Origin of the sequence: Moorena sp. SIO1G6 (genome assembly GCF_010672795.1) — a bacterium.
GTDB lineage: Bacteria > Cyanobacteriota > Cyanobacteriia > Cyanobacteriales > Coleofasciculaceae > Moorena > Moorena producens.
Genome location: NZ_JAAHFZ010000181.1, coordinates 1 through 1400, shown reverse-complemented (window position 1 = coordinate 1400; position 1400 = coordinate 1). Strand labels below are relative to the sequence as shown.

At 50.1% G+C, this 1400-nt stretch carries 1 protein-coding gene and 1 pseudogene; one reads left to right on the top strand and one right to left on the bottom strand.

The features are described 5' to 3' along the window. A pseudogene (locus F6K63_RS36890) lies at window positions 1–563 on the top strand (IS701 family transposase); the annotation flags it as partial. Here the strand turns inward: F6K63_RS36890 and F6K63_RS36885 are convergent. Continuing rightward, window positions 531–1331, bottom strand: a complete 801-nt coding sequence (locus F6K63_RS36885; protein WP_502708413.1) for an IS5 family transposase — start codon at window positions 1329–1331, stop codon at window positions 531–533. The pseudogene F6K63_RS36890 and the gene F6K63_RS36885 sit on opposite strands and share 33 nt — an antisense overlap. Between the last annotated feature and the right edge of the window lie 69 nt (window positions 1332–1400).

Sequence of the window (1400 nt, the reverse complement as noted above, 5' to 3'; positions counted from 1 at the left end):
AAGCAACCGACTGGCAGCGAGGTCGAGTCAAGTGGTATAACGGTAAGACCGAGGTCATCGACTGGGTCTCAGATGTTTCATTTTGGTACTCGACTGGCACACGGCCCCTACTGCTTCGGTGGGTCTTGGTTCGAGACCCCTCTGGAGTGCATGAACCGGTTGCCTTCTTCTCTACCGATATTCATCAAGCCCCTCGTTCTATCATTGCCTCTTTCGTCAAGCGATGGGCCATTGAGGTCACTTTTGAAGTCGGCAGAGCTCACCTTGGTATCGAAACTCAGCGACAGTGGAGCGACAACGCCATTGAGCGAACCACTCCTGCTCTCTTTGGCATTTTCAGTATCGTTGTTCTGATGGTCTATGCTCTCTTTGGCAAACAGCCACTCCCTCTACCGCAGGCCGCTTGGTACCCCAAATCTCATGCCACTTTCCATGATATAATCGCTATCCTTCGATGCCACTTGTGGCAGCACTTACTTTTCCAGACACCAGCAGATTCTACTAATGTCTGGAAATGCAAGCCGCCAAAGCTACGCCACTTGCTTTCTTCTGCTATTTATTAACTTGTTAACGTGCCGAAAAGGTATAAAGTCGAGCTGAGGTAAAACCTCATAATCTTTGCTAAGGCGTCGAAAGTTGCCAAGCCAAGCGAAAGTGCGTTCAACAACCCAGCGACGGGGTAGAAGCTGAAAACCCTTGACATCGTCGGAGCGTTTAATGACTTCAAAAAGCCAACCGGTAGCGGAGAAAACCCAGTCAATCATGGGCTGCCCGCTGTAGCCACCATCAGCCCAAATAAGTAGGAGACGACGAAAGCCCTTCTGTTTGGCTCGCTGAAGAAGGGTCTTCGCCCCAGCACGCTCATCGATAGAGGCCTTATGAACATAGACGGCTAAGATAAGCCCCATGCAATCAACGAGAATATGTCGTTTTCGTCCTTTGACCAGTTTTGCGCCATCGAAGCCACGTTCACCTGCCACTGAGGTTGTTTTGACGCTTTGACTGTCGAGAATCGCAGCGGTTGGCTCACTTTCTCGACCCGATTCAACTCTGACTGCCTCAACGAGGGCATCGTTCAGTTCTTCCCAGATGCCACTCTTGCACCAGCGTCGAAAGTAACCATATACAGTCTGCCATGCTGGGAAATCGTGGGGCAACATTCGCCACGAGCATCCGCTACGCAGAACGTAGAAGATTGCATTCACGATTTCTCGCAGCTCTATCTGGCGTTTTCTACCTCGAGTACTTTTCGGTAGGATTGCTATCAGCAACGGTTCGAGCAGTAGCCATTGCGCATCGCTTACATCGCTTGGATAGGCTTTTCGGGACATGTTTTCCTCCTTGGCTTTTTGAGGAGAAATTTTACATGTCTTCAGACTCCATGGCGACTTCGACTACTA

What these genes read in the sequence shown, in the direction of transcription:
- F6K63_RS36885 (WP_502708413.1), bottom strand. Translation starts at nt 1,331, where the DNA reads ATGTCCCGAAAAGCCTATCCAAGCGATGTAAGCGATGCGCAATGGCTA.